This is a genomic window from Spirosoma aureum, assembly GCF_011604685.1.
In the GTDB taxonomy this organism is placed as follows: domain Bacteria; phylum Bacteroidota; class Bacteroidia; order Cytophagales; family Spirosomataceae; genus Spirosoma; species Spirosoma aureum.
Genome location: NZ_CP050063.1, coordinates 3663108 through 3687189 on the forward strand (window position 1 = coordinate 3663108; position 24082 = coordinate 3687189).

General features: G+C 50.0%; 16 protein-coding genes and 1 pseudogene. 10 read left to right on the forward strand and 7 right to left on the reverse strand.

Annotated elements, in window-relative coordinates; genetic code table 11:
• The first annotated feature begins 43 nt into the window (after window positions 1-43).
• The 5 genes from G8759_RS14260 to G8759_RS14280 all read left to right on the forward strand — a co-directional run bounded on the left by G8759_RS14260 (window position 44) and on the right by G8759_RS14280 (window position 12364).
• Window positions 44-8389, forward strand: a complete 8346-nt coding sequence (locus G8759_RS14260) for an FG-GAP-like repeat-containing protein (RefSeq protein WP_167209026.1) — start codon at window positions 44-46, stop codon at window positions 8387-8389.
• Window positions 8383-10059 (forward strand): putative Ig domain-containing protein, encoded by a 1677-nt coding sequence (locus G8759_RS14265; RefSeq protein WP_167209028.1) that lies wholly within the window; start codon window positions 8383-8385, stop codon window positions 10057-10059. The genes G8759_RS14260 and G8759_RS14265 overlap by 7 nt, the downstream gene beginning before the upstream one ends.
• Window positions 10060-10322: 263 nt before the next feature.
• Entirely contained in the window at window positions 10323-10904 is a 582-nt protein-coding gene (locus G8759_RS14270; protein WP_167209030.1) for a Crp/Fnr family transcriptional regulator, read from the forward strand.
• An 84-nt stretch (window positions 10905-10988) separates the two neighbouring features.
• On the forward strand, window positions 10989-11612 hold the full coding sequence (locus G8759_RS14275; RefSeq protein ID WP_167209032.1) for a hypothetical protein: 624 nt from the start codon (window positions 10989-10991) through the stop codon (window positions 11610-11612).
• A 122-nt stretch (window positions 11613-11734) separates the two neighbouring features.
• On the forward strand, window positions 11735-12364 hold the full coding sequence (locus G8759_RS14280) for a hypothetical protein (RefSeq protein WP_167209034.1): 630 nt from the start codon (window positions 11735-11737) through the stop codon (window positions 12362-12364).
• 278 nt (window positions 12365-12642) lie between these two features.
• Here G8759_RS14280 and G8759_RS14285 read toward each other — a convergent pair whose 3' ends face one another.
• The 3 genes from G8759_RS14285 to G8759_RS14295 all read right to left on the reverse strand — a co-directional run bounded on the left by G8759_RS14285 (window position 12643) and on the right by G8759_RS14295 (window position 13392).
• Window positions 12643-12840: an IS3 family transposase gene (locus G8759_RS14285; protein WP_167209036.1), complete on the reverse strand. Its 198-nt coding sequence runs from the start codon at window positions 12838-12840 to the stop codon at window positions 12643-12645.
• Window positions 12841-12947: 107 nt separating this feature from the next.
• Window positions 12948-13244 carry a DDE-type integrase/transposase/recombinase gene (locus G8759_RS36380; RefSeq protein ID WP_167218964.1) on the reverse strand — a complete coding sequence of 99 codons (297 nt, stop codon included), beginning with the start codon at window positions 13242-13244 and terminating at the stop codon, window positions 12948-12950.
• Window positions 13201-13392: a hypothetical protein gene (locus tag G8759_RS14295; protein ID WP_167209038.1), complete on the reverse strand. Its 192-nt coding sequence runs from the start codon at window positions 13390-13392 to the stop codon at window positions 13201-13203. The genes G8759_RS36380 and G8759_RS14295 overlap by 44 nt, the downstream gene beginning before the upstream one ends.
• Between G8759_RS14295 and G8759_RS14300 the strand changes: the two genes are divergently transcribed.
• Complete coding sequence (locus G8759_RS14300; protein ID WP_167204107.1) at window positions 13358-13618, forward strand: hypothetical protein; 261 nt, start codon at window positions 13358-13360, stop codon at window positions 13616-13618. The two genes, G8759_RS14295 and G8759_RS14300, sit on opposite strands and share 35 nt — an antisense overlap.
• Here G8759_RS14300 and G8759_RS14305 read toward each other — a convergent pair.
• Window positions 13613-13903: a hypothetical protein gene (locus tag G8759_RS14305; RefSeq protein ID WP_167209041.1), complete on the reverse strand. Its 291-nt coding sequence runs from the start codon at window positions 13901-13903 to the stop codon at window positions 13613-13615. The genes G8759_RS14300 and G8759_RS14305 overlap by 6 nt on opposite strands.
• Window positions 13904-14051: 148 nt before the next feature.
• Here G8759_RS14305 and G8759_RS14310 point away from each other — a divergent pair, with 148 nt between their 5' ends.
• Window positions 14052-14276 (forward strand): hypothetical protein, encoded by a 225-nt coding sequence (locus G8759_RS14310; RefSeq protein ID WP_167209043.1) that lies wholly within the window; start codon window positions 14052-14054, stop codon window positions 14274-14276.
• Window positions 14277-14456: 180 nt separating this feature from the next.
• Window positions 14457-14867: an IS3 family transposase gene (locus tag G8759_RS36385; RefSeq protein WP_394353325.1), complete on the forward strand. Its 411-nt coding sequence runs from the start codon at window positions 14457-14459 to the stop codon at window positions 14865-14867.
• Here the strand turns inward: G8759_RS36385 and G8759_RS14320 are convergent.
• Window positions 14772-15779 carry an IS110 family RNA-guided transposase gene (locus tag G8759_RS14320; RefSeq protein ID WP_167209047.1) on the reverse strand — a complete coding sequence of 336 codons (1008 nt, stop codon included), beginning with the start codon at window positions 15777-15779 and terminating at the stop codon, window positions 14772-14774. The two genes, G8759_RS36385 and G8759_RS14320, sit on opposite strands and share 96 nt — an antisense overlap.
• A 1349-nt stretch (window positions 15780-17128) precedes the next feature.
• On the opposite strand from G8759_RS14320, the gene G8759_RS14330 reads away from it, so the two are divergent.
• Both G8759_RS14330 and G8759_RS36390 read left to right on the forward strand, forming a co-directional pair.
• Window positions 17129-18250 carry an alpha/beta hydrolase gene (locus G8759_RS14330; RefSeq protein WP_167209050.1) on the forward strand — a complete coding sequence of 374 codons (1122 nt, stop codon included), beginning with the start codon at window positions 17129-17131 and terminating at the stop codon, window positions 18248-18250.
• A gap of 811 nt (window positions 18251-19061) precedes the next feature.
• Window positions 19062-19214 (forward strand): annotated as a pseudogene (locus G8759_RS36390) (hypothetical protein); the annotation flags it as partial.
• Between the two features lie 480 nt (window positions 19215-19694).
• Here G8759_RS36390 and G8759_RS14340 read toward each other — a convergent pair.
• The gene (locus G8759_RS14340) at window positions 19695-20567 is read right to left on the reverse strand and encodes an IS5 family transposase (protein WP_232074254.1); all 873 of its coding nucleotides are present in this window, start codon (window positions 20565-20567) and stop codon (window positions 19695-19697) included.
• Window positions 20568-20716: 149 nt separating this feature from the next.
• A complete protein-coding gene (locus G8759_RS14345; protein WP_167209052.1) occupies window positions 20717-23710 on the reverse strand; it encodes a putative Ig domain-containing protein in 2994 nt (997 codons plus the stop codon).
• Between the last annotated feature and the right edge of the window lie 372 nt (window positions 23711-24082).

A 24082-nucleotide genomic window follows, 5' to 3' on the forward strand; every position in this document is an offset into this window, starting at 1 on the left:
GGTTGCTTCTTATAGTCTGGATAAACACATAACTATCAATTGCATGAAAAACTATTACAAACATGGAAACTGGGTTGGCCTTTTGCTTAGTCTGCACCTGGTCAGTCTGCTTGGTCAGGCCCAACCATTAACGGTTTCCTCGCTCTCACCAGCCCGTAATCTGCGCAATGCTCCGGTTAACACGAATGTAGCGGTGACCTTTAGCCAGCCCATCAGCAACAGCGCAAACAGCAAAGGTGCCCTGCGTGTGTTCAGCCAGCAACGGGGTGGTGCTATGCGGGATGGACTTGGTGGGGTCACTAACATTGCTACTGGAAACACACTTCGGTTTAATCCCACCACCAACTTTAAACCTGGGGAAACCATCTTCGTTACGTCGACGACAGCCGTTAAAAGTGACGAGGGTGGTAATCTGGCCAGGGGGCATGTACATCGGTTCACTACGGCCACAGGCGGAACGGGGCGGGGTTATTTCTCCCCCCCCGCTACTAATCCAAATCCAGCTGTGAATGGCAGCGCTTATTCGGTCGCTCTTGGTGATTTGGATGGGGATGGGGACCTGGACTTTGTAATGGCTCACCTGGGAAATGACAATGTAAGTGTTCGGCTCAACGACGGCACGGGCAACTTTACCCCCCCCGCTACCAACCCCAATCCTGCCGCGGGTACTGCCGCTAATTCAGTAGCCCTTGGCGATTTGGATGGGGATGGCGATCTGGACTTCGTAACGACCAACCTTGGTGGTAACACAGTGAGTGTTCGGCTTAATGACGGCACGGGTAACTTTACGCCACCGGCTACCAACCCCAATCCAGCTGTGGGGGTTGCCCCTTACAGCGTAGCGCTCGGGGATATAGATGCGGATGGCGATCTGGACTTCGTAGCGACTAATGCTGATGATAACACAGTGAGTGTTCGGTTCAACGACGGCACTGGTAACTTTATCCCACCGGCTACTAACCCCAATCCAGCTGTGGGTGTGTATCCCACTTCAGTTGCGCTCGGGGATTTGGATGGAGACGGCGATCTGGACTTTGTAACGGCCAACCGTAATAGGGGAAATCTGGCTTATAGAAGTGGATTTGTAAGTGTTCGGCTGAACGACGGCACAGGTAACTTTACCCCCCCCGCTACCAACCCCGAACCTGCTGTAGGTGATAGACCTGCTTCAGTTGCCCTTGGAGATGTGAATGGGGATGGCAATTTGGACTTCGTAACGACTAACGCTGGTAGTGATCACACTGTAAGTGTTCGGCTGAACGACGGCACGGGTAACTTTACCCCACCCACTACTAACCCTGAACCTGCCATAAGTGGTAGCGAAGATATCGCTCTTGGCGATTTGGATGGAGATGGCGATCTGGACTTCGTGACCGCCAGTAGTGGCAATGCTAATGTTCGGCTGAACGACGGCACTGGTAACTTCACCCCACCCGCTTCCAACCCCACTGCAGCCGTAGGTAATGGCGCTAATTCAGTAGCCCTTGGCGATTTGGATGGGGATGGCGATCTGGACTTCGTAGTAGCTAACTCTTCTGGATCGAATGCAAGTGTGCGACTCAATCGTTCTGTTGCTTCTACTATTACTGGTTTCACACCAACAAGTGGGCCGGTCGGGAGTACATTGACAATTACGGGAAACAACCTGACGGGAGAGCCGGGCGAAAGCCAGGTAACGGGTGTGCGATTTGGCGAGTTATCTGCACCCTTCACGGTTAATTCTACGTCAAATATTACGGTTACTGTTCCTAAGGTAGCTTCCACACAGCCCATTCTGTTCATGGTTTCTAATGTACAGACGGTATTAGACGTATTCACTGTAACGCGTCCAAACACCAACCTTACCTATAGCCTGATTAGCCTTACTTTTGGGAACATCAACACGACGGCGAATTCAGCACCGACCGTAACGGACCTGGATGCCGATGGGCTGCTCGATCTACTCATCGGTAAAGCCGACGGCACGGTCGATCATTATGAGCAAAATACTATCAATGGAAACGCCTTTACACGGGTAGGTAGTCTGATGGATGGCGCTAATGTCATCAATATGGGGACAAATGCCGTGCCGGTCGTATCAGACCTCGATGGAGATGGCTTATTCGATTTGCTGTTGGGTAGGGGCAACGGATTGGTCTATCAATATGAACAGAGTACGGTTGGAGGTTCCTCGTTTACGCTCGTAACCAACAACTTTGCTAGTATTAATACAACGTCAAATTCCGCTCCGACAATGACGGACCTAGACCGGGATGGCCTACTCGACATCCTGGTCGGAAAGGCAGATGGGACAATCAGCCATTTCAGGCAGGAGGCTGTAAACAGTAACAGCTTCAGACGGGTGACGTCAGGCTTTAACAGCATAAGCGTAGGGGCCAATTCGGCTCCGGTTGTTGTCGATCTGGATGGCGATGGGTTGCTTGATATGTTAATAGGGAACAGTCAGGGGAACATTTACCACTACAAACAGAGTACTGCTGGTTCATTAGGGTTCAACCAGATAACTACTAGCTTCAACAGCTTGACGATGGGCGGAAACGCTCAGCCCATCGTTACTGATATTGACGGTGATAATAACCTGGATCTGCTAATCGGCCGTACAGATGGGACCATTAGCCGGTACGAACAGCAAACCCTTGTTGTTGGTCCAACCATCGCGGGCTTTACCGCCAGTCCAAACCCGGTTTGTGCCGGGAGCCTCGTCACCTTTACCGCTACTATAGGCAACGTAACAGGCAGCTATACCTACACGCTGACCAACGGCACTAGCACCACTATAGGCACTACGTCCAGCACAAGCTTCGGTCAGAATCTGGTGGCTTCGGGAAATGGTAGCCAGAGCTTTACGCTGACGGTCAGTAACGGAGGACCACTAACCATTGCCCTCACCAGTGTGACGGTCAATGCGGTGACGGTGAGCAACCCCACCGTCAGCACCGCTACGGTGGGGCAACCGTTCAGCCAGAGTTTCACGGCCAGTGGCGGCAATGGCACCTACAGCTACAGTGTGGTTAGCAGCAACCTGCCAGCTAGCCTGAGCCTGTCGAGTGCGGGCGGGCTCTCGGGTACGCCCACGGCAGCGGGCAGCTACTCGGCGCTGGTGCGGGCTACTGATGCCAACGGCTGTGTGGGGGAGTCCAGCACGGCTTACTCGCTGAGCGTAGGCAATGCGACTCTACCCTGCGGCACAGTGGTGTATGTGACCCAGAGTGGGGCGGGTTTGCAGAACGGTAGTAGTTGGACCAATGCCTTCGCGGGTACTTCCCTGCAAACGGCTATCAATACGGCGGCTACCTGCGGAGCCCAGGTCTGGGTAGCTCAGGGGCTCTACAAACCCACCACAGGCACTGACCCCACCATCAGCTTTGTGCTGAAAGAGGGGGTAGCCATCTATGGGGGCTTTACAGGCAATGAAACCCAGCTTATCCAGCGCCCAGGGGTCAACCCCGTCACGGGGCAACCTTCCAGCAGCAGCCTCTCGGGTGATATTGGCACCCCGGGCGATTCAGGGCCTGACAGTGACAACAGTGGTCATGTGGTCCGTAGCGAGCCGGGCCTGACGGCCAGTGCGGTGCTGGATGGCTTTGTCATTATCAAAGGCAATGGCCGGAATGCTGCCCCCACGCCAAATGCACTTAATTCTGTTGTGGGGGGCGGCCTTTATACTATTCGTGCGAGTCCCAGCATCCGCAACTGCTTCTTCATCGATAACTACGGAAGCAGCAATGGAGGAGCGATCTACACTGAAAACAGTAGTCCCACGATTACCAACTGTCGCTTTGAGGCCAATTCAGCAGGAATGGCCTATGGTAGTGCCATTAGCAATCGAGGAACTGGAACAATAACGATCACCGGGTGCTTATTTGAAAAGCATACAGACGATGGGAGTGGGGTTATTTATAGCAGTGATAACAGTAAGTTAATCGTCAGTACCAGCACGTTTCGTCAAAACTCGGGCTCTTTAAGTGGGGTTTTCTACAATGGTAGTAACACGGAGTTGGAGCTAATGGACTGCCTGCTGGAAAACAATACGGCTAAGCGGGGTGGAGGGGCTATCTTTCATCAAAGTAACGGATCAGTGAAGCTAATCCATTGCCAGTTTATCAACAACCGGGGTTTAATGAGAGATGGTGGAGCAATTTACATACAAGATGCTGGCTTGGAGGCCACTGATTGCCGCTTTACGGGCAACTCGGCTGTAGCTGAAGGGGGGGGGATCTCTTTTTCAGGTGGCGAACAAGCGCTGAAGCTAACCAACTGTGTCTTTGAGAATAACCGAGGAGGAGGAGACGGGGGCGGAGCAGTCTTTGTAAACTCGGGTCCAGCCACCTTGATCAATACATCCTTTGCCAGCAACACCGCTAACCGGGGAGGAGCCTTATTTTTCTATGGAACAAATCATCAGGTAATCAACTGCTCGTTTGTCAACAATGTGGCTACTGAGCAGGGTGGAGCGATCTTTGATGCTTCTACTTCACCTCAACTCACCAATACGTCGTTCCAGGGGAATCAGGCTCCCCAGGGGGGCGCAGTGTATTCGGAAGAGGGAGGCAGCCAACTGGTCAACTCAGTGTTCTTCGGCAACGGTGGGGCTAACACCTTCGTGACTGACGGTCCCAGCCTATCAGCCAGCTACAGCCTCTTCGAGCCCGGCGTGACCGCCTACACTGATGAGGGCAATAACCTCACCACCACCCTCACGCCCTTTGTCTCCACCACCAGCACCCAACTGCGGGACTGCTCACCAGCCATCAACACGGGTAGCAATGCCGCTTACTCATCGGCGAACGGCCCCGCTACCGATCTGGCAGGTGCAGCCCGTCAGTTTAACGGTGGAGTCATCGACCGGGGGGCGTATGAGTACCAGGGCATGCCCACCGTCTTAACGGTTGCCAACCCTGGAGTCAGCACGGCAACGGTCAATCAGCAGTTCAGCCAGAGCTTCACGGCCCAGGGCGGCACTGGCCCCTATACCTTTAGTGTGCTCAGCAGTAACCTACCAGCCAGCCTGAGTGTGTCGAGTGCGGGCGTGCTCTCGGGTACGCCCACCACAGCGGGCAGCTACTCGGTGCTGGTGCAGGCCAGCGACGCTAATGGTTGCGGAGGTATTGCAAGCACGGCTTACAGTCTGGCGGTAAATGATGCTACGCCCACCATAACGGGCTTTGCGGTGACACCCAACCGGGTTTGTGTGGGTAGCCCCATCACGTTTACGGCTACGATAGGAAATATAGCTGGCAACTATAGCTGGTCACTTGAGAATGGAGGGTCTTCAATTGGCAGTCCAGGACCTACCACAGCCACAGCTTTTAGTGTCGTACAAACAGCCTCCGGGTCGGGTGTACAAACATTTACACTAACCGTGAACAGCGGAGGACAACGGGTTACGGCCACTACGAGCCTGACTGTGAACATCTCACCCGTAGCCAGCCTGACCAACAACGGGCCGTTGACCTGTAGCCAGACCAGCGTCACGCTGACGGCTAGTGGCGGTAATTCGTTTACTTTCAGCACGGGCAGTGGCCTGGTGGTGGGAACACCGGGTAGCAGCAGCACGGTGGTGGTGAGTACACCGGGCGTTTATTCAGTGGTGGTTGGAAATACCAGCGGCTGCGTAAGTGCCGCCAGCACGACGGTGGATCAGGACGTAACAGCGGCCTCAGTGAGCATCAACCCCGGCAGTGCGACCCTAACCTGTGCCAGCCCAAGTGTGAGTCTGACGGCAGTGGGTGTGGGCAGTGTGCGGTGGAACACGGGCTCGACGAGTCCCATCCTGACGGTGAGTACGGCGGGGACGTATTCGGTGACCTTGACCTCGGGCAGTGGCTGTACGGCCGTGACCAGTGTGGAGGTGAGCGCCGATCAGAGTGCGCCTTCAGTGAGTATCAACCCCGGCAGTGCGACCCTGAGCTGTGCCAGTCCAAGTGTGAGTCTGACGGCGGTGGGCGTGGGCAGTGTGTTGTGGAACACGGGCTCGACGAGTCCCATCCTGACGGTGAGTTCAGCGGGGACGTATTCGGTGACCTTGACCTCGGGTAGTGGCTGTACGGCCGTGACCAGTGTGGAGGTGAGCGCCGATCAGAGTGCGCCTTCAGTGAGTATCAACCCCGGCAGTGCGACCCTGAGCTGTGCCAGTCCAAGTGTGAGTCTGACGGCGGTGGGCGTGGGCAGTGTGTTGTGGAACACGGGCTCGACGAGTCCCATCCTGACGGTGAGTTCAGCGGGGACCTATTCGGTGACCTTGACCTCGGGCAGTGGCTGTACGGCCGTGACCAGTGTGGAGGTGAGCGCCGATCAGAGTGCGCCTTCAGTGAGTATCAACCCCGGCAGTGCGACCCTGAGCTGTGCCAGTCCAAGTGTGAGTCTGACGGCGGTGGGCGTGGGCAGTGTGTTGTGGAACACGGGCTCGACGAGTCCCATCCTGACGGTGAGTTCAGCGGGGACCTATTCGGTGACCTTGACCTCGGGCAGTGGCTGTACGGCCGTGACCAGTGTGGAGGTGAGCGCCGATCAGAGTGCGCCTTCGGTGAGCATTAATCCTTCCTCAGCTACGCTAACCTGTGCTACTCCGAGTGTGAGTCTGACGGCGGTGGGTGTGGGCAGTGTGCGGTGGAACACAGGCTCGACGAGTCCCATCCTGACGGTGAGTACGGCGGGGACGTATTCGGTGACCTTGACCTCGGGCAGTGGCTGTACGGCCGTGACCAGTGTGGAGGTGAGCGCCGATCAGAGTGCGCCTTCAGTGAGTATCAACCCCGGCAGTGCGACCCTGAGCTGTGCCAGTCCAAGTGTGAGCCTGACGGCGGTGGGCGTGGGCAGTGTGCGGTGGAACACGGGCTCGACGAGTCCCATCCTGACGGTGAGTACGGCGGGGACCTATTCGGTGACCTTGACCTCGGGTAGCGGCTGTACGGCTGTGGCCAGTGTGGAGGTGAGTGCCGATCAGAGTGCCCCTTCGGTGAGCATCAACCCCAGCAGTGCGACCCTAACCTGTGCCACTCCGAGTGTGAGTCTGACGGCGGTGGGCGTGGGCAGTGTGCGGTGGAACACGGGCTCGACGAGTCCCATCCTGACGGTGAGTTCAGCGGGGACCTATTCGGTGACCTTGACCTCGGGTAGTGGCTGTACGGCCGTGACCAGTGTGGAGGTGAGCGCCGATCAGAGTGCCCCTTCGGTAAGCATCAACCCCAGCAGTGCGACCCTGAGCTGCGCCAGTCCTTCGGTGAGTCTGACGGCAGTGGGCGTGGGCAGTGTGTTGTGGAACACGGGCTCGACGAGTCCCATCCTGACGGTGAGTTCAGCGGGGACCTACTCGGTGACCTTGACCTCGGGTAGTGGCTGTACGGCCGTGACCAGTGTGGAGGTGAGCGCCGATCAGAGTGCGCCTTCGGTGAGCATTAATCCTTCCTCAGCTACGCTAAGTTGTGCCAGCCCAAGTGTGAGTCTGACGGCAGTGGGTGTGGGCAGTGTGCGGTGGAACACGGGCTCGACGAGTCCCATCCTGACGGTGAGTACGGCGGGAACGTATTCGGTGACCTTGACCTCGGGCAGTGGCTGTACGGCTGTGGCCAGTGTGGAGGTGAGTGCCGATCAGAGCGCCCCTTCGGTGAGCATCAACCCCAGCAGTGCGACCCTAACCTGTGCCAGTCCAAGTGTGAGTCTGACAGCAGTGGGCGTGGGCAGTGTGTTGTGGAACACGGGCTCGACGAGTCCCATCCTGACGGTGAGTTCAGCGGGGACGTATTCGGTGACCTTGACCTCGGGCAGCGGCTGTACGGCCGTAACCAGTGTGGAGGTGAGTCAACAACCTGACCAAACCATCGTCTTCACCCAGCAGCCCGCTTCAGCCTCCACGGTTACGGTGGGTGCTAATGTCACCACTGCCATTGCCGTCAGTGGCAATCCTACCGGCTTCCAATGGTTCAAAGACAACCTGAGCAGCCCCGTTGGGGGGCAAACCTCGGCTACGCTGATGCTGACCAATGTCCAGATCGCCGATGCGGGTAGCTATATCGTGGTCGTCAGTGGAGCCTGTAACAGCCTGACCTCGACGGCCTTTGCCCTCACCGTCAATCCCGTGCAGACGGCCCCCTTCGCCATCACGGCCGTGACGACTCTGAGTTGCACACCGATTCTGCCCAACCGCTTCAGTGTCAGCTTTACGCCCCGCTACAGCGGTCTCAACGGTCAGCCCGTGTCTTTCTCGGTGGCCAACGAATTGCTGCCCACCACCGAGTCGGGACCCTATACCCTCCAGCTCTATACCGATAATCCAACGCTCACGCTGAAGGCCATTCAGGGCGGTACGCCACCCGAAGCCAGCTATGTCTACAACTGGCTGGCGGCCTGTCGCACCTCGGAGTCGCCTAATACCCCCCCCGGGTGGTAAGTAGCCTCAGCAGCCAGACGGCCACGGCGGGCACCTATTTCACCTATGTGATTCCTGAAGGCACCTTCACCGACACCGAGACCCCCCTAAGTCTGCGTCTGTCGGCCAGTGGGTTGCCAGCAGGCCTGGGTTTTGTGGGAGCCACCCTGAGTGGAATACCCTCCACGACCGTAGGCTCTCCCTTCACGGTGAGTATTACGGCGACCGATCCGGGTGGACTCTCGGTGAGCACGCCGTTGTTACTTACGGTGCTGCCGGCCACGACGACTCCACCGCCGACTCAGCCTTTCGCTATTACGGGGGTAACTACGATCAGTTGTACACCGGTAGCGGACCGGATCAACATCAACTTTGCCCCTCGGTATGCCGGATTGACCGGTCAGTCGATTGCCTTTGAGGTGGTCAATGAACTGGCTCCCACGACCGATCCGGCTCCCTACTCGCTGACCTTATACCGGGACAATCCGGTGCTGAGCTTAAAAGCGACGCAAACAGGCAGTGTGGAGGTGGCTAGTTTCAGCTACAACTGGTTAGCGGCCTGTGCCAGTGCAGGCCAGGACAACACGCCCCCTCGCCTGAACAGTCCGGTGGGTAATCAGACGGCAGTCGTGGGTCAGGGGTATAGTCTGAATCTGGCTAATACCTTTGCCGATCAGGAAACGCCGAATCAGATCACACTGGTGGCCAGTGGCCTGCCGGCAGGGCTGAGTCTGGTGGGTACCCAGCTATCGGGTACGCCGAACGGGAGTGGAGTCTCGACGGTGGTGCTGACGGCGACCGATCCGGGCAGCCTGAGCGCGAGTACGAGTTTTGACCTGACCGTCTTACCGGCGGTGGTGGGTCCGCTGACGGTGAATCTGACAGCGACTCCAAGCCAGCTAGTGACGAGTGGATCAACGACGTTGACCGCGAGTGTATCGGGTGGGACGGGTCCATACAGTTATGTGTTTACGGGTCCGGGTAGTATCAATCCTGGCGGGAATTCCGCGACGGTGTCGGGATTGAGTGCAGGTGTACAGACCTTTAGGGTGGTGGTGAGTGACGCCACATCGCCGGTGTCGCAGACGGTGGCAGGCACGGTGAGTGTAACGGTAAGCGAACCGAGTAACCCGCCATCCGGATTCAGCATCACAGGTGTGAACACGGTGAGTTGTGAGGTGCTGAGTGTGGGTCAGCGTCGATTGAGCTTTACGCCGATATATGCAGGGGTGAGCGGTCAGCCGATCAGTTTCTCGGTGGTCAATGAGTTGCCGGCGACGACCAACGCGGGTCCCTACAGTCTGAATCTGTATACCGACAATCCAAGCATCACCCTGAAAGCGACCCAGAGTGGGAGTGCCGGTGAAGCGAGCTATGTCTACAACTGGCTGGCGGGTTGTAATACGCCAGCTCGATTGGGAGTTGGTGAAGCCGGCTCAAGCTTGCAGGTAACGATTCTGGGTAATCCCGTAGAAGGCAAAACCCTGGAAGTTGAGATTCGAGGGGTATCCGAGCAATCGGTTTACCTGCAGTTGGTGGATCAACAAGGTAAACTAATATCACACCAGCATCTTCAACAGGCCCGTGAGGTAGACCGGGTTAATCTGCCGGTCGGTCAAAGTCGGGGTGTATTGGTGTTAGGGGTACAAAGTGGGCAGCAGCAGCAACACCTGAAAGTGGTGATTCCCTAACCCATCAATTCATGCAGTCGCCCTGCCCGACTTTCCTTAAAGTCGGGCAGGGCGACTTATAAGACAAAAGTTATACACTATACACTAGTTGCAAGTCCAATTTTTTAAATACACCCTTAACGGAACAGCCAACTCACAGCAAGAGATATGAGCTATGCCGGTTTTCTAGTTGAACCATCGCTTCTCTTTCGTATTTTGCTACTCCAAGCCAGGTTCTGTCTTGTACGATGATGGCAAGTATAACAGGCAACAATAACTAAACTATGCAAGACATACTATTTGACTTTATATCAAAATACATTTCTCTGACAGAAGATGAGAAGAACGCAATCGTTTCTTTGGACATATTCTACTCGGTAAAGAAAGGGACGATTTTACTCGCAGAAGGGCAGAAATCAAAAAACAGCTACTTTATTTTAAAAGGCTGTATTCGCACCTATTATGTGTTGGAGGGTGAAGAAAAAACAACCGCATTTTACACAGAAATGGACGCCTTAACACCTCCTTGCGTGACAAGCAAAACTCCTTCTGACTATTACGTGAGTTGTGTTGAGGATAGTATTCTTACCGTGTCGACTACTGATATGGAAGTAGAAGTAAACAGTAAATTTCCAAAGTTTGACATAATGTGTAAACTACTGGCAGAAGAATTGTTAGCTAAACAGCGAATAGACTTTGACGAGTTTAAGAATTCTTCCCCTGAGCAACGCTACCTGAACTTAATCCAAAAAAGACCGGACCTACTTCAGCGTGTGCCTCAGCATCAGTTAGCGAGCTATTTAGGTATCAAACCCCAGTCATTAAGTAGACTAAGAGCCAGACTTACAGAGAAAGATAAAGGGTAAGGTTCATTTCTTAACTAAAGTGAACGAGTTACGGCATTTCGCCGACCCACTTTTGCCGTATCGTTTCACGTAACAGGAAAAGAAATGCAAAAGAAGATTTTCTTCATCGGTTTGGTCTTACTACTGACAGGTACGTTCCAACTCAAAGCCCAATACGCTAAAACAGACAGTACGTCTAGAAGGTGGTTCGTTGGGAGTTCATTCTATATGTTAGGAAATTTTATTCCCGATGATCCAAATCGACCTGAGTACGTACAATTAAATGTTGGATACAGGATAACCCCGAAAGATGTCGTTTCCTTTAGATTTAAAAGATCCATTTATTCCTGGCCAATAGGTATCCCTTTTGGACCGTCATTTGATGCACCTGACCTAAACTATCCCGGACACGCACGCATCCTGGCACCTACAGTAGGCTATCAGCGGTTTTGGTGGAAAGGAGCATACACATCCGTTTATGCATTGAATGCTTTTGAAAAATATATGGATGAGAACAAGAAAAAGATTGGAAACGGATACACATTGTATCTGGACTTCTATGTAGGCTACCAGTTTAAGTTTTTTAAAAATCGGTTCTTTTTTGAACCGGCTATTGGATGTAGCTATTGGCCTGTAAGGACCAAGGTGCCAGCATCTTTCAAGTCGATAGAACAAAAATGGCCTAACTACTTTATTCAACCTGGGCTTGATTTTGGGTTTAATTTTTAAACTTATGCTAAACAACTATTAGCCGTCCGGTTCGTGGTCATGTATTTCTTAACCTAAGTGAACGAGTTAGACCACATCGCTAATCCACCTTTGCAACATCGTTTCACGTAAAGTAAAAAGAGATGCAAAAGCGGATTTTCTTCGTTGGGCTTGTCTTCATGCTGACAGGCACGCTACCACTCAAAGCCCAATACGCTAAATCAGACAGCACCTACAAGCGGTGGTTCGTTGGAACCTCTTTATTTGTACTACTCGGTAATTTGGATACTGAAAATCCGCCCAACTTCGCTCAATTCAATATAGGCTATCGGATTACAGGAAAAGATGTAATTGCATTCGCTCCCAAAACCTGGAGATATGCCTGGCCAAATGGAATTCATCCATTCTTAAACAAAGCCTACAAAAAGCCAGAGGAAAAATTTCCGGGGTATGTTCGTGAGGTTGGCATAACAGCGTCTTACACACGATTTGTATGGAAAGGTTTGTATACCCAGCTTGATGTAATGCCTACCTGGCAAATTTTTGTGAATGACAATGGTGGGAAAATTGACAATGGCTTTCAGCTTTTCAATTCATACCGTGTTGGTTACCATATCAAACTGTTTAGAGATAAATTTTTCTTTCAACCATCGCTATGCATGACACATCGTGCTTATCATACAGAATTACCGGATGGATTTAAACAGTTGGATGATAAATGGTCTAGATTCGTCTTTCCAGAACCAGGCCTTAATGTCGGATTTAATTTTTAAGCTTGTTTAAAGAGTAGTATGATAGGTCAGTGTAGTCTAATCTTTGTGAACTGCTGACTCATGGTCACCTATCGCATCAACATGGTCTGCACCACGAACACAAGCATCAGCTGATCACTAGATGCTCCGCCGTTGAGCTTAGACAACGAATCATTGAGACCATAGCTGTCGTGATTGAGCAGACCATAAACAATCTTGAAACGTTTGATCAGTATAACGATTTACAATGAATCCCTTGAGCGCATGTGGACTTGCAACAGTACACTGGAGATTTTTTGTTAAGCGGCCATTGAGGATGTGTAAAAATAAGATTCCTGTTGACAGGGTGTGCGGTAACCCAATGTCGAATGTTTTCGTCGATGATTATACCGCAGCGGCGGCGGCCAGCCCTCAATGTACTCGAATATAGCTAACCGAGCTGCAGCTCGTGTCGCAAAATGAGCGTGATTCACCAACCGCAACGGCGGACCGTTCACTTTTGAGCGTCTTAAAAAAACTCTCCGCCACAGCGTTATCCCAACAATTGCCCCTGCGGCCGCCGGGCGGCCCCGTCATGCTCTGTGCAACCGGTAAGCCCTTCAACTCATCTCCAAATGAGCAGCAAGCATACTGAATACCTCGGTCCGACCGGGTCGCCGGTGCGATGGAAGACCAGCTTGCCATCTATCGCTCTGTTTTTGAAGGCCATCCGCCAAGCTGCTACACTGGTCTCTACCGCTTTCAAGCCTTCACTCATAGCCCAGCCAATTACTTTTCGATCTGCCAGATCCAAAATCACAGTCAGATATAGCCATCCCTCTTTTGTGGCAATGTAACCGGGCCGCCGGGCGGTGATATCAGAAACCCATCGCTTCGGCGCTCCGATTTTGACCGGGCTTATCGGCCGTAAACGCCCTGTTTAACAGATTTTTAGGCACTGGATAATCATGAGTCGAGTCGGTCGTTTGCACCCGATACTTTTTGTAGACAATGCTCCGAATCCCTGGTTTCCTCATGAGTCTGGCAATACGGTTACGCGATACCTTCACGCCCTGCTCACGAAGTGCGTCGGCAATCCGAGCCCCCGTGGCGCGGGACTACCATAACGACCTTGGCTCTGAGCATGCACTTGCCGGATATGGCTCACCAACTGTTCCTGGTTTCGTTGGCGAGTGCCGACGGGATGCTTACGCCAGTAATAGTAGCCGCTACTGCTCACCTTCAATACTTTACACATCTTCTCGACGGGAAATAGATGAGCATTTTCCTTTATAAATCGGAATACTTTCCGTCGGTCCTGGAGAAGATGCCGGGCATCGCATGCTGACTGCCTTCTTTAATATATCGCGTGGCTTCGGCCATCCGATCCATCTGCGCTTCTCTAAGCTCCCGTTGCAATCTTCTAATTTGTTGCTGCTCATCAGAAAGTGTAGCATTAGCAGGCTGGGTCTGATCGTTTTTCTGATATCGTTGCGGCAGCGGCCGACCGTCTCCATTTACGGATTCGGCCAGGATCAATCCCCAATTCACGGACTGCATCTTGTATGGATCCTTTCGCATAAGATAACTCGACCGGTCCGCCGGCGCGGTGCCATTCCCTTGAACGCTTCGTCATAAACATGTCGTTTAACCATAGTCAAATTGGAGTTAGTCTCCCAAATCTGCCTAAAAAAAGTCTCCAGTCAAATGTAGCAAGTCCAAACCCATCATGGCCGTAGCCCGTAAGATGGGCATCAGTGATAGCCTAATTCACGCTTGGCGGAAGAGCAATGACAATCGGTCCGCCGAAGCGGGGGAAAAGAAAACCGACCAAAATCTTCAGCAGGAAGTCGAGACGCTTCGTAAACAACTACGGCAATCGGAGATGGAGCGCGAGATTCTAAAAAAAGCCTTAGCCATTTGCAGTCCCGGCGAGGAACCGCGACAAACCTGACTCATGTTTACCGATTCATTAAGCTGGAAGAAGACAATTTCCCTGTACGACTACTCTGTAAGATGCTGAATGTTAGTAAGACTGCCTATTACACGTATCGCAATGGAACAACGTTTACTCCATCGGATAGCACACTATCTAGGACTACAGCCATCGATAAGATCTTCTGCGGGGCCGCCCATGCGGGAAAACTCACGGCGCTATGGCAGTCGTCGGGTGTTAGAAGAGCTGAAAGAACAGGGCGTCAAGCCCGGTCGTCATCGGGTACGTCGGTTGAGGCAAGAACAGGACTGGCAAGCAATTCAACCGCGTAGCTTCGTACCGAAAACGACTGACTCCCGGCCTGGCTTAATGGCTTGTGCAAATCGGTTGATTAAGTTGGGTAAGCCGACTGCGCCTAACCAAGCTTGGGTGGGCGACATCACTTATCTGCCTCTTTCAGATGGGGCCTGGGCTTATCTGGCCAGTTGGATGGAGTGGTCCGATTTCTATGGTTCAAGCAAGGGTTGGCTTATAATTTTTATCATATTTTTCATTTCGGCGGACTACAGCATAGACCCGATGAATGAGCTTATTGCGGACAGCGTTTAAAATTAGCATTCGATTTTTGCCTTGGGCTACTTTCCGCTGATAATAAAGTTGCAATTCACCCTTACTTTTAACCGCCGCCATAGAGGCCAGATGTAATAAAGTTTTCAATGATTTACGAGCGTGGTGATTGACTCGAGTACGTCCCCGAACACTACTTCCCGAACGATGTTCAAAAGGAGCTACACCGGCATGGCAAGCTAGCTTCTTCGGTTCAGTAATTGTCTTGAATTCGTCAGTGGCAATGATTATCTCAGTAGCAACGATAGTGCCCACTCCAGGCACGGATGTAAGAAGGCTAAAAAGAGTTTTCAACTCAGCGTCATTCTGTATCAGACTTTTAAGGCTAGCTTCCACTTGCTCAAGATCCTTTTTTAGTGCCTTGAGCGAGTCACCACAGTGCCCTTTTAATTGGTGCGGAAGCGCCCGATCACCGAAACGTTTTTGCTCCGTCAAGGGAACCGCTAGTTGATTAATAACTGATTGCAAACGATGACGAAGTTGGCTCAACTCAGTTAATTGCTTTAAAACAGAACGAGTCGGTTGCCAGATGCGTAAACGATCTCGGAACCGATACGCGTACTCAGCAATGCGAACTGCATCAATGGCATCTGACTTACCCCGTTGTAAACCACCAGCTTGTTTAATCTGAATGGATGCTTCCAACCACAAACGAAAGCCTTCCTGATAAAATACTTCTAACACATGGGCATTGTAAATACCCGTATGTTCCAGACAGCAAATACTGGTGGCTAAAGCAAACTGAGGTAAAGCCACTAACTGTTTGACGGCCTTGGAAACTGCCTTCGGTGAATTGTCAGATTGAAATTGACCGACTAAGCCGGTAGGTGTGTAAATAGCCCAATCAAGCGTGTTCTTTGATACGTCAATACCAATGAAATAGTGAAATTGCATAAGCTCTGTTATTTAAGGGTGAAGCAATGGACTTGTCCCTATTCTCAATACCTTACTAAGGGTCGGACGGCCGATGCCGCCTGGTGTCCCACATTTCTATTCGAGTCGGGGGCAAGAAGACAGAGCAGGACCTGAATCGGACCATAGGTTATACCTAGCCACCGCGATAGGGAAGCCCGCTCTGATGTTTTTAGAAAGCTAGCTAATTCTCAGATTCTTACCATGCCACAAACCTAAAGGCCATCGCGGTTATTTTCTCGGCGTATTGTCGGCTGGCTGGGTCGATACACATATGAGAGAAAGTATGAGTATCAAAGCATTTGACCAACCTATTGAGTTGCGTCAACCTAAAGCGGGCTTGATTGTTCATTCAGATCGGGGTGGTCAATATTTCGGTCATCATTTCCGAAAACGACTTGATAAATGGCAGTGTAAGCAAAGTATGGCCGAAGCGGATAACCCTTACCAAAATGCGCATGCTGAGTCATTTTGGGTGGGACCGCACAGGCGGTCGATTAAAAGCAGAGTTGTTAGAAGATGGCTGTTTTATGAACCTACAAGATGCTCGCGAGGAGTTGTTTAACTATATTGAAGGCCACCGTGGCGCGGGTATTATAATGTGCGTCGATTGCACTCGGCGTTAGGCTATCGTTCCCCGATTGCTTTTGAAAACCAATTTTACCAAACTGTTTTATCAAACTCTCATAAGTGAAGTGTCCGGCCAAATAGGACCACCCCACTCCTGGTTTTGATGGTCCACTAAGATTAGATCGTGCTTAACTTAATGTCCAGTCAAATTTAGCAGCTCCAAAGAGATTTCTTTGCTATTAAGAGTCCGATTTATTTTATCAGACATAAAAATACACAGAACTAGTATTAACTAACTATCAGTCATTTATTCAACAATAGTTCTACAAAATCGCGTCCAATACTAGGTTGGGTGGAACGAAACAGCGGAGACTTTCATAGCTAGCTCCGTGTGACAGACCGCACAACTCATTCGGACAGTTTTGGGATGGTTTGCCAGTTTCAGTCGACACGAGGATTTGCAGCCCGATTGACAAAGAGTATAAAGGATGAGCCTACGTCTGTTAGTTTGAGTAACTTGTGTGACCATCAGTACTTTGGGGTATTGGGTACCAGTCTAAAAAGTGCTTTAATCTATAGCTTTCGAGCGACAGACCACACAGCTTGATAGGCAGGTCAAAATGAGTCAGGCCACTTGTGGTTGACAGTAAGCCACTCATGCGTTGGAAAGGCTGATAAAACAGAGTTGGATTCGTTCTTTTTGACACCGAGAGAAGGCTTATTTTTTAGTCTATTCCTTTTAGCACTTTCTTGAAAAAATCATGAAATATCTCCTGTTTATGTGCTTATTTCTTTCCCTTTATAACTTGTATGCACAAGACAATACTAAAGGGAAAGTTATAATTGAAAACTTCTTAGCTCCTTCTATTCAAGGAAATCATGCAGGAGAAGATCCTATGCGACGCATAACTGTGTATTTGCCTGCTGGCTATCAAGAAACTAATCAACGATATCCCACTATCTTTTTTTTACATGGTTTTCCAGATGATGATAGCAGTTTTATGGCTGACTTTGCTCTTAAAAAATTGTTTGATGAAGCCATTTTTAGTGGAAAAATGCGCCCTGCCATAATAGTACTACCAAATAGCCATACTCATTTTGAAGGTAGTTTTTATACGAATTCAGCGTTGACTGGCAATTGGGCTGATTTTATTGCTAAAGATGTTGTACAATATATTGATAAGAAGTTCCGAACAATACCTGACAGAACTAGTAGGGGTTTAACGGGCCTATCGATGGGTGGAAATGGGGCCCTTAAACTAGGAATGCTTTATAGTACTATTTTTAGTACTGTTTATGCTTTAAGCCCGGGAGGAATAAATTGGGAAACTTATTTTTCTTTAACAAACCCCGCTTTTAAAGAAATTGAAATGGAAAAAAACGTAGAGGATATAATAAAACGATTTAATGACCTCAAAACTACCAAGGCTAATTATTCCAGAAATCAAATCTTTTATGCTATTCTATTTGCTAATTTGGCAAGAATGTATTCACCCAATGAAAAAAAGCCACCTTTAAATGCAGATTTACCTGTTCATTACGTCGGTGACAGTATGACAGTAAACACAAATGTTCTAAAAAAATGGGAGGATAATCTTCCTTTTTATATGATCGATACTCATATAGATGCATTAAAAACCTTAACTGCGCTAAAATTGGATTGGGGCAGAAACGATAACTTGACTTGGATTCCAGTTACTTGTCTTCAATTTAGTAAAAAGTTGGAGGCATATGGAATAAATCATTTTGCTGAGGAATATCAAGGTGGTCATAGCAACAGATTAGGCGGGCGGGATGGTAGGATATATAACGAAGTGCTTCCTTTTTTTGACACTTATTTGAAATTTGACGAGAAGGCAAGTGTAACTGCCAAAAAAAATTAAACTAGTTACAACGAAGCTACTCATAATAGTATAAGTTATAGCTGAACAAGGCAGGTTTCGGCTGACAACCAACGGATTAGAGTTAGGCAGGCTGTAAATTTCTAAGTGCATGGTTGATTCGCTCCTCACAAGAGAGTTTTCCGCTGACAGAACATAATTCTCGAAAGTAAGCAGGCATCCCAACGAAACAGGGGTGTAAGGGTTGAAAGTGGCTTTTGTTCAGTAACGTATCGTCCTTATCCATCAGCCCCTGTTGTGGTTGAGTGGCCCCAACAACAAATAGCGTAGTAGTGGGCTTGCGTACGACAGCCAGCAAGGTTCCTACTTTTCAACCCCTTTCTAACTACGTTTCGCTAAACGCTCCCAAGTAAGAGGACGGAATAATTATGCATCTGCTGCTGAAATGGTGCGGTTACTGAGCTTATGAACTTGTCAATTCCACAGCAAAGTGGGCCTCCATTGGTTGATTGACCAACTTTCGTTGCCTTAATGTAGATTCCTGGACGATTTTTGGTTATGTAAGCAGAAAATGCCAACTTGATGCAACCATTTGACTTTTTGGCTTTTAGGATTAATTCGAACAAGCTGGATCCATTTGATGCTTTCCGACACTAGCTCCAGCTTCATGATCCGGTACGCCAGTTTGTTTTTAGTATTTGTTTCTCTCGTCTCGACGGGATTGTCTCAGCCGGTTTTTCAGATTCATTCCCTTCCTTCTGATGGTATTTTACTCAATAATGGCTGGCACTTCCACACAGGAGACAATCCAGCCTGGGCCAATCCCACGTTCAATGATTCGCAGTGGATGGTAATGAATCCGACGCAAGATATTAAAGCCGATTCCATTCTTTGGAAAGCTGGACAAGGTTGGTTTAGACTTCGATTCTCAATTGATGATTCACTTGCTAAGCAATCCCTTTCCCTGCTTATTCAGCAAACAGGGGCATCCCAGATTTTCCTGAACGGTCAATTAATTGGAAAGTTTGGTGATTTGGGGACCACAAACGAGCAAGTTCAAGCGGTTACGCCAGTTAATTCAGCCTTTATTGGCATGCCGGTTTGGCATTCCGGCCAACAAGTTTTAGCCATCCGATTTGCTATTCAAAAGGGCATTCCCTACATCGTTTTTGCCGACCGGCCAAATACCGCTTTGTCCTTGCGGCTGATACAAACTAACCATCTTGGTCTACAATTAGAAGGCAATGTCAGCGTCTATTTTGATTTTCTACGGGCTGGCCTATATTTCATCTTCTTCATCATTCACTTCGCCCTATTCTGGTTTAATTCATGGCAAAAATCGAATCGCTATTTCTTTCTGTATGCCCTACTGAATAGCATTAGTTGTGTATTGATTGGACTGGCTTATGAACAAGTTCACCTAGCAGCAACCCGAATGGTTTTTCTGATTAGCCTGAATCTTGTTTTTTTAGTAGGACAGCTATTTTTATTGACCGCTATTTATACCACTTTCAACCAACGGCGAGGGATTGTCTATTGGGGAATGGTTCTTTACGCGGTAGTTAGAACGTGTTGGGGAATAAAATTTTGCGAACGGGTCAAATTCGTTGTGCATGATCTGAATGTTCATTAAATACAGCCAGCCAACCGAAGAAGATAAGCTATATTCGTAATCTTTGACGACACGACGAAAAAAATTAGTCCAGGCAATACTACGTTCAACGACCCAACGCTTGGCAACGGGCACAAAACCTCGAGCCGATTCGGGCCGCGAAGCTTTCTCAAAGTCAATGCTCCAATTTGCTAATTCTTGGGCAAAAACGCCATTGTAAGACTGATCGCCATACACTTTCTCTAAGCGTTGGCCCGCTCGCCAACGGATGTCGCCAATCAAGGAAACAGCACCAGGGCCATCCGCTTGCTTGGCCGGATGCACATCAGCCATCCAAAGTCGCCCTTGAGTATCAACGACAAGTTGTCGTTTGCGGCCGTTGACTCGTTTGTGAGCGTCTGTGCCCCGGTATTCACCAATCATAGGACTCAACTTAACGCTCTGTGAATCCATACATACAACGGAGGGATAGACTTCTTTTTTGACCCGCTTACGATCCAGTTGATTCAAGGCTAAGTTGATTCGTTCGAAGGTCCCATCTTGCTTCCATTGCTGAAAATAGTAGTAAACGGCCTGCCAGTTAGGCCATTCTTCAGGCAGATTACGCCATTGGCAGCCTGTTCGCAGGAGCCATAAAATGATGTTGATGATCTGCCGAACATCATGGTTTCGTTTGCGTTTAAGATTGAAAAAAGGCGAAATTGCGGCCCATTGAGAGTCGGTCAGTTTCGAAAACTGTTTGGTCATGTCTTTGCATTTTGGTCGATACAAAGTTGGCACGACTTTCAACCTTTCTTAATTCCCCAACACGTTCTAAATTCGAATTAAAAATCTCCAAATGTCAGGATTCGAACAAATTAAGGGCTCAAATAAACCTTTTTTAGACAAGGTGCCAGTTATTTCTTGATGATTCTCATCGATTGCTGTTGGGTTTCGGTAATTGCCTGCAGAATTAATACATTTGAAGGAGTTGAATTTACAGTGAAAGTCTGGATCACTTCGCTTTGGGCCTGCTCAATCCGTCGGCTTTCAATCACCTCACCCGTTACATTGGATAAAACCAGTTGCAATAGTTGCGCTTCCGCCCCCTGAATTAATACGCGTAGCTGCTCCTCGACCGGATTACCCAGTACCGTTACGATTAAGGGAGTCACCCATTCCTCGGCTCTCATTCGGGACCGACCACAGCTGGCTTTCAAATCCCACACATACTGAACAGTAACCCCATTCTGACGAGCATAAAGTGTGAAGGGGGGGGTATCACTGGCTGTTCGGCTTTCTTTATCGACAAACTGGGCCGGATTGGTGGTCCAACCCGTGATGCCAGGCGCCATGTACTCGATCGGTGAGCCGTTGCCTCCGCTGGTTTGGAAGGTAATGGCTCCACTGGCACAGTTGTAAACAGGAGCAATCAGGGTTAGTGTGCCCGTGGAGCCAGGTTCACTGATGATCCAGTTACCGACTGTGGAGGCTGACAGGTTCGCTGAGTTCGTGGCTGTGACAGTCAGAGAACCCGTACCCGCAGCAAGCGGAGTACCGGTGATGGCCAGGCTGTTGGGCGCTCCATTCAGACCATTGGGCAGGCCAGTATAACTATAGCTCAGAGCTAGCCCAGCCGGGTCCTGAAAGACATTGGCCGAATAGGCAAGACTGGTGGCCCGGCTGCCACTCAGGCCAGGCAGACTTCCAGTGACCAGGGGGGCACTGGGGGGAGGAGGATTGACGCTACAGGTCTGCTGCCGGGACCATATATACGTAACGGCAGTACCACTCTGACGAGCATAAAGTGTGAAGGGGGGGGTATCACCGGCCGTTCGTGCTTCCGAATCCAGGTATTGATTGGGATTGGTGGTCCAACCCGTGATGCCAGGCGCCATGTACTCGATCGGTGAGCCGTTGCCTCCGCTGGTTTGGAAGGTAATGGCTCCACTGGCACAGTTGTAAACAGGGGCAACCAGGGTTAGTGTGCCCGTGGAGCCAGGTTCACTGATGATCCAGTTACCGACTGTGGAGGCTGACAGGTTCGCTGAGTTCGTGGCTGTGACAGTCAGAGAACCCGTACCCGCAGCAAGCGGAGTACCGGTGATGGCCAGGCTGTTGGGCGCTCCATTCAGACCATTGGGCAGGCCAGTATAACTATAGCTCAGAGCTAGCCCAGCCGGGTCCTGAAAGACATTGGCCGAATAGGCAAGACTGGTGGCCCGGCTGCCACTCAGGCCAGGCAGACTTCCAGTGACCAGGGGGGCACTGGGGGGAGGAGGATTGACGCTACAGGTCTGCTGCCGGGACCATATATACGTAACGGCAGTACCACTCTGACGAGCATAAAGTGTGAAGGGGGGGGTATCACCGGCCGTTCGTGCTTCCGAATCCAGGTACTGATTGGGATTGGTGGTCCAACCCGTGATGCCAGGCGCCATGTACTCGATCGGTGAGCCGTTGCCTCCGCTGGTTTGGAAGGTAATGGCTCCACTGGCACAGTTGTAAACAGGGGCAACCAGGGTCAGTGTGCCCCCGATTTCAATAGGCTCTAAGCTAGTCACCGTAATAACGTCTGATGGTTCACCCATTATTGCCGGTGAGGTTTGTGACACTCTTAACCGATAGCGTCCATTATAATGATTGGGTATCTGTACGCCAATCGAGGAATTATTTGTTGAAGTGGCCAGTCGTTCAACGAACTGACCATTTTCCGTCAATGCATCGACGATAAATTGACTCCCTAGGTTGGTAGGTGCCGTAGTCATGAAGGGAACTGTTACAGACTGACCACCTTTCACTGTAAAAGGAAAAATGTAGCCTGTTGAAATCAAAGCAGAAGTTCTTGGCTGTGAGGGGGTTGATGAGACGAAGAAGGAAGTATTTAAATAGTTCATCCAATAATCAGCTAACCAAGGATAACTACCGATTGAAAAATGCATTCCATCACGTCGATAATCTGCTTTAAAAGAATCAGTTTCTGGACCAGGAAACACATTACTGACACTGGAAATGATCTGATTCTGTGCAGCAATAATAGCCGGATCAGTTTCATGATTAGTGTACTCAACACCAAATTGAGCCGATATATAGGAAACCCGGCTAACTATCCAGGCAATATTCATTCCTGATTGAGATCGTGATTTGTTAATGATTGTCAGGTAGTTTTGATACTCCTCGGTTTGGCCACGGTAGTAATTATCTGATTCGCCCTGGTGCCACAATACTGCCCTAATACCATATCGCTTAACATAGTGCAAAATTGAAGCCCCTACAGCTCGATATGGTATATTTTGATTCCAGGGTCGACCATCGACATATTCAGCACCATTGGCAGCTTCTGCCCAGTTTTTACTGGATGAACCTGGATACGACGCTCCCAGAAACAGGACAGGAACATTCAATTGGGCTACCAGCCGATCACCTAGCCCTCCCCATATAAATAAAGGTGCTGCTGGACCGGAATGTGTCCCAAATCCAGCTTGTGTAAACGTTTTGGGTAAATCCGATTCCGAAAACTGTCCCAAACCACCAATCCAGTAGTTTACTACATTGACCCGGTCGTCCTGCGCGGGCAGAGCATCATTTTCATTTCCATAATTATTCGACTGGCCAGCGGTAATGAAAACTTCCCCAACTCCAACCCGATCAACTGTCCAATATCCGACTTGAACTCCATTTGCCAGCGCACGAACGTCCAGATCATACCAGCCACCAGAGCCTGAAAGCGAACCCACAAAAGAACTTCCTGTTACAATAGCGTTGATCGTGGTCCAATCCTGAGCTTGGCCTCCTTGCCTGACTCGTAATCGAGCCTCTAGTAGCGTTGTATTCGAGGGGCAATTTCCAGCGATACTAATGATTGCCTTATTGACATTATCTCGCTGAAATATTGAACGAGTAGTAGGCATGGTAAGCTGAGCACAGACGCAAAAGGGGAATAAAATTACCCAAAACAGCGAAATATAAAAGCGAAGACATGTTTCCATTTATTGGGATGAATTAAACGCTATAACAAGTAGATCAGTTGCTATAAAAAACCTATTCTCACAAGGAAGTCACAAAACTTTTTTAGGCATATGGCTAATGAGGATAATTCAAGTAAATGATAATTAATACATACAGCTGGAATTAATGAAGGGGTTTAATATGCTTGTAGCTGTTAACCAGACGTAAAAGTGAGGGAAGAGAAATTTCGCTCAACTGATACTGATCAGCCATTTTCCTAATTCTGGATAGACGCCACCTTCAGAATAATCAGCTTAGCGGCTGATCCAAATTCT